3 protein-coding genes and 1 pseudogene are annotated in these 5624 nt (G+C 65.5%); 1 reads left to right on the plus strand and 3 read right to left on the minus strand.

All coding sequences use genetic code 11. From position 1 onward, the window contains the following. Window positions 1-281: pseudogene (locus ADBZ5N_RS17055) on the minus strand (primary-amine oxidase); the annotation flags it as partial. Window positions 282-398: 117 nt separating this feature from the next. Between ADBZ5N_RS17055 and ADBZ5N_RS17060 the strand changes: the two are divergent. Beyond that, window positions 399-1868: a biotin carboxylase gene (locus tag ADBZ5N_RS17060; RefSeq protein WP_526259470.1), complete on the plus strand. Its 1470-nt coding sequence runs from the start codon at window positions 399-401 to the stop codon at window positions 1866-1868. Between the two features lie 9 nt (window positions 1869-1877). On the opposite strand, the gene ADBZ5N_RS17065 is transcribed toward ADBZ5N_RS17060, so the two are convergent. Both ADBZ5N_RS17065 and ADBZ5N_RS17070 read right to left on the minus strand, forming a co-directional pair. Continuing rightward, window positions 1878-3164, minus strand: coding sequence for a serine hydrolase domain-containing protein (locus tag ADBZ5N_RS17065; protein ID WP_526259472.1), 1287 nt, complete (start codon window positions 3162-3164; stop codon window positions 1878-1880). 145 nt (window positions 3165-3309) lie between these two features. Then, window positions 3310-5624: RelA/SpoT family protein (locus ADBZ5N_RS17070; protein ID WP_526259474.1), on the minus strand; the 2315-nt coding region annotated here is incomplete at its 5' end.

Here is a 5624-nt window from a genome sequence, read left to right on the forward strand (position 1 = left end):
GGCTGGACACCGGGAACATGCTCGAAGGACAGCACCAACTCGGCGGTGAGATCGACGACGGCCTCGTAGGTTTTGTTCTCGGCCCGGTCCAGCAAGACAGCGGCGGACTTGCGCGGCACCGGCTGACCGGGCTGCCAGGCTTTAACCACACTCTTCTCGGGTTCCTGGAGTTCGATTGAGGTGAAGCGCCAACCGTCGGCCACCTTGCCCTCGCGGCGGAGAATCTCAGCGGTACGCCGAAACTCATCAGCCGACAGCGAGTCCAGTGGATGTTGGGCCATCAAGGTCTCCTTGCCCGAGTTCTCAAGTCAAACGATTTCCAGGTCACCGGTGTCGCCGTCGTGAGAAGATTGCCTCCCCCGTCCCAGCAAATCAACCGGCAGGACCTCGGTATTCCCATGGTATCCAGCGTATTCCGATCCCGGGGGCTTAATGGCATCCCGGAGGTCCGAACCTTCTTCCGAACCAACGAGCAGCCTATCTTCTTCGTCGGCCCAACCGCGTTCAATCTGCTGGGGATCGACAGGTGGGTGCGCGGATTCGAGTACATCGTCTACCACGATTCATGGGACGCCGCGCATCCGCGGGTCTTCACTCCCAAGAGCAAGCCCTACATCGAGTTCACCAGCTCCGAGCAAATCAACAACTACCTGCTGCGCGATCCGGAAGTGCAGCGACATATCGAATTACGCTGCGCGGCAACCGGATTACGCCCGATGATTGCGATGGTCTTCTTCGACGAGGAGACCGAACAGATCTGCCGCGACCTGGACTACGAACTGATTCTGCCGCCGGATTCCTTGCGTCGGCACCTGGACTCCAAAATCGTCACCACCCGACTCGGCGAGGAGGCCGGCGCACCATCGGTGCCCAACGTCCTGGCCCGCGCCGACACCTACCAGCAACTGTGCGAGCTGAGTCAGGCGGCCGGCCTGGGCTCGGATCTGGTGGTCCAGACGCCGTACGGCGACTCGGGCAAGACGACGTTCTTCATCACCTGCGAATCCGAGTGGGACCGCGACAGCGCAAACATCATCGGCCAGGACCTCAAGATCATGAAGCGGATCAACAACAGAGCCGTGGCGGTGGAGGCGGTCAACACCGAGCACGGCACCGTCGTCGGCCCGTTCATGACCGACCTCACCGGCTACCCGGAACTGACCCCCTACCGCGGGGGCTGGTGTGGCAACGACCTTTTCCCCGAAGCGCTCTCAGAGGCACACCGCAACACCGCGATCACTCATGTGCGCCGCCTCGGCGATCGGCTCCGTCAAGAGGGGTACAAGGGTTTCTTCGAAGTCGACGTGCTGGTGGACCTGGACTCTGATCAGGTCTATCTGGGTGAGTTGAACCCACGGATCTCCGGGGCGTCCTCGATGACCAACGTCACCGCCGGGGCGTACGCCGACATCCCGCTGTTCCTTTTCCACCTGCTGGAATTCATGGATGTCGACTATCAGGCCGACGTGGACGAGATCAACGAACGCTGGCGGGAACTGGCGGCGGTCGACGTGTGGGCACAGCTGATCATGAAGGAACCCAACGATGCGGTGGAGCGAATCTTGGCCGCGCCGCCGACCGGGCGGTACCGGCTGGCCGAGGACGGCTCGCTGCATTTCATCGGCGTCACCAACGACTGGCACGACGTCACCCACGAGGACGAGTGCTTCTTCCTGCGGGTGTACGGACCCGGGGATTACCGGTTCAAGGGAGCCGACCTGGGCATCCTGGTCACCAAGGGGCGGATGCAGACCGACGAGGGCTTGACCAAGCGCTGCCGCAGCTACATCGACGGGATCCGGTCGATGTATGTCAGCGAACCGCTGCCCAGTCCGCCCGCGGTGTACCCGATCGGCTTCGTGAAGTAGCCGGCCCGCTCAGCCGCGGCCGCGTTCGCGGCCCTGGACCATGCCGATCGGTCCGGTCAGCGCGGTCCGGTCGTGGCCCTGGCCGTCCAGCCCGCGCAGGTGGCGGCCGGTGGCGGCGAACGCGCGGATCGTGTCGACCAGATGGGCCGGTGATTGGGCGGTCGGCCAGGTCGACAGCTTGACCGAGACGGTTCTGGTCGCCCGGTCCACCACGACCATCTGGCCGTGGATGCCCAGGCACACCTGCAGATCACCGAGCGGTCCTGGCACCAACCAGAACTGGTTGCGGTACCAGCCCCCGCTCAGTGTGGCCTCCGATGCCGACGAGGCGAACGCCCCACGTACGTCGGGGTCGATGGTGCGCGACTGCACCAACCAGCGGTTCGGCACCACCGGCTTATCGGCCACGTAGCCGTCGTCGAGCAACATCTGCCCGAATCGAGCGACGTCACGCGCGGTGGCCGACATCCCGCCGTCGTGGATCGCCGAACCCACTCCGTCGCAGGTGATTTCGGCCTCGAACTCCGCGCCCATCGGCCGCCAGACCAGATCGGAGATCAAGTCGGCCATCCGGACTCCGGCGGCGCGTTCGCAGACCCACCCCAGCATGTCGGTGTCAGCCGAGCGGTACACAAACGGTCCCCCGTGCGGGCCCGCCGCGCTCATCGAGGCGAGGAAGGCGTACATGCCACCCACGTATCCGGGGCTCAAGCCGGGCCGCCATCCGATGTGGCGCTCCATCTCGCGGATCTCCGAATGTGGGTTGGTGTATTCCTCGCGGAACAACACGCCGGTGCGCATATCCAGCAGATCCCGGGTGGTCGCCCCGCTGTATCCGGAGCCGGTGACCTCGGGCACGTAGTGGTCGATGGGCTGATCCGGGTCCAGTTGACCCTGGTTGACCAGCACCCCGGTGACGCAGCCGACCACCGACTTGGTCACCGACATCAGCAGATGCACGGTATCGGCGGTCATTCCGTTGTCGTAGCGCTCCAGAACGATTCGGCCGTCGTGGACGACCACCACAGCGTCGGTCCAGGTCTCGTCGAGCAACTCGGCCAACGTCGACACCCGTTCGTCGACCCGGTGCACGGTGACCGCCCCGGGGTTCAGCGGGATGTCGTGACGCGCCAACGCCTGGATCGGTCCCTGGCCGCGGGGAATCCGCTGGGTGGGAATCAGTTCACGCAGATGCTGGAAAGACCAACGGTTGAACGGCGGATCCTGCCAATTGAGCAACGTGACACGCGAGCCCGGGTCGGACGGAAATCCGGTCATCAGTGGCACCTCGTGCATGGGGCAACCCTACCGGTCGGGTCTGCGGATCAGGCCGCGGAATCCGACTGCCGCCCTCCTCCTCCGCCTCGTCCCTCGGCGGCATCGTCAGGCAGCGGAATCCGACTGCCGCCCTCCTCCTCCGCCTCGTCCCTCGGCGGCATCGTCAGGCAGCGGACGTCACCCGGTAGACGTCGTAGACACCTTCCACATTGCGCACCGCATTGAGCAGGTAGCCCAGGTGTTTGGGGTCGCCCATCTCAAAGGTGAAGCGGCTGATCGCCACCCGGTCATCGGAGGTGGTCACCGACGCCGAGAGGATGTTCACCTTCTCGTCGGCGAGCACCCGGGTGACATCGGAGAGCAGGCGGTGCCGGTCGAGCGCCTCCACCTGGATGGCGACCAGGAACACCGACGTCGGGGACGGCGCCCACAGCACCTCGATGATGCGTTCGGACTGCTGGCGCAGGTCCCCGCCGTTGGTGCAGTCGGTGCGGTGGACGCTCACCCCGCCGCCACGGGTGACGAAGCCCATGATGTTGTCCCCGGGCACCGGGGTGCAGCACTTCGCCAATTTGGTCAAGACACCCGGCGCCCCGGGCACCGCCACACCGGTGTCATCGGTGCTGCGGTGCCGCACCGGCATGGTGGCCGGGGTGGAGCGCTCGGCGAGTTCGTCCTCGGCGCCGTCGGCACCACCGAGTTGGGCAAGCAGTCGTTGCACGACGTGGCGCGCCGAGACGTGTCCCTCCCCGACCGCGGTGTAGAGCGCTGAGACATCGGCGTAGCGCAATTCCCGGGCCAGCGCGCTGATCGCCTCACCGTTGACCAGCCGCTGCAGTGGCAGCCCGCCGCGCCGCACCTCCCGGGCGATGGCGTCCTTGCCGGTCTCGAGCGCTTCCTCGCGGCGCTCCTTGGCGAACCACTGCCGGATTTTGGCCTTGGCGCGCGGGGACACCACGAAACCCTGCCAGTCCCGCGACGGCCCGGCATTAGGTGCCTTGGAGGTGAAAACCTCTACCACTTCGCCGTTTTCGAGTTTGCGTTCCAGAGCTACCAGCCGGCCGTTGACCCGGGCTCCGATGCAGCGATGACCCACCTCGGTGTGTACCGCGTAGGCGAAGTCGACCGGGGTGGAGCCCGCCGGCAGGGTGATCACATCGCCCTTGGGGGTGAAGACGAAGATCTCCTGCACGGCCAGGTCGTAGCGCAGCGACTCCAGGAACTCTCCCGGGTCGGCGGCTTCCCGCTGCCAGTCCAGAAGTTGACGCATCCAGGCCATGTCGTCGATTTCGGCGGCGGAATGCGAAGGCGGAACGGTGTTGCGGCCCTTGGCTTCTTTGTATCGCCAGTGGGCAGCGATTCCGTACTCGGCGGTGCGGTGCATGTCGCGGGTGCGAATCTGCACCTCCAGCGGTTTGCCTTCCGGCCCGACGACGGTGGTGTGCAGCGACTGATAGACCCCGAAGCGGGGTTGGGCGATGTAATCCTTGAACCGGCCTGGCATCGGCTGCCACAGCGAGTGCACCACCCCGACCGCTGCATAGCAGTCCCTGATCTCGTCGCACAGGATCCGCACCCCGACCAGATCGTGGATGTCGTCGAAGTCGCGGCCCTTGACGATCATCTTCTGGTAGATCGACCAGTAGTGCTTGGGCCTGCCCTCGACGGTCGCGCTGATCTTCATCCCACCCAGTGCGGCGTTGATGTCGGCCCGAACCTTGGCCAGGTAGGTGTCGCGTGATGGCGCCCGATCGGCTACCAGTCGCACGATCTCCTCGTAACGCTTGGGGTGCAGGATCGCGAAAGAAAGATCCTCCAGTTCCCACTTGACGGTGGCCATCCCCAGCCGATGAGCAAGGGGGGCAATGACTTCCAGCGTCTCCCGTGCCTTGCGGGCCTGCTTCTCCGGCGGCAGGAAGCGCATCGTGCGCATGTTGTGCAGCCGGTCGGCCACCTTGATCACCAGGACCCGCGGGTCGCGGGCCATCGCGATGATCATCTTGCGGATGGTCTCGCCCTCGGCGGCGCTGCCCAGAACGACCTTGTCGAGTTTGGTCACGCCGTCGACGAGATGGCCGACCTCGTCACCGAAATCGGCGCGCAACGCATCCAAGGTGTAGCCGGTGTCCTCGACGGTGTCGTGCAGCAGTGCGGCGACCAGCGTGGTTATGTCCATCCCAAGTTCAGCCAGGATGTTGGCCACCGCCAGGGGGTGGGTGATGTAAGGGTCCCCGGATCGGCGCAACTGGTCGGCGTGTTTGACCTCGGCGACCTCGTAAGCGCGCTGCAGGATCGCCAGATCGGCTTTGGGATAGATCTCCTTGTGGACCGCTATCAGCGGTTCCAGGACCGGATTGATGGTGCTCCGTCCGGCGGTCATCCGGCGAGCCAGTCGGGCCCGGACCCGACGGGAGGCGCTGGCGGCTTTCGCGGGGGCCGGGTCCGGGCGAGGCTCGGGCAGCTCGGCTACCGGCGGCG

This window comes from Mycobacterium sp. (assembly GCF_044370595.1).
Taxonomy (GTDB): domain Bacteria; phylum Actinomycetota; class Actinomycetes; order Mycobacteriales; family Mycobacteriaceae; genus Mycobacterium.

Excerpts from the sequence above, each read along its gene's own strand:
- ADBZ5N_RS17065 (WP_526259472.1), bottom strand. The coding sequence starts at position 3,164 with ATGCACGAGGTGCCACTGATGACCGGATTTCCGTCCGACCCGGGCTCG.
- ADBZ5N_RS17060 (WP_526259470.1), top strand. The coding sequence starts at position 399 with ATGGTATCCAGCGTATTCCGATCCCGGGGGCTTAATGGCATCCCGGAG.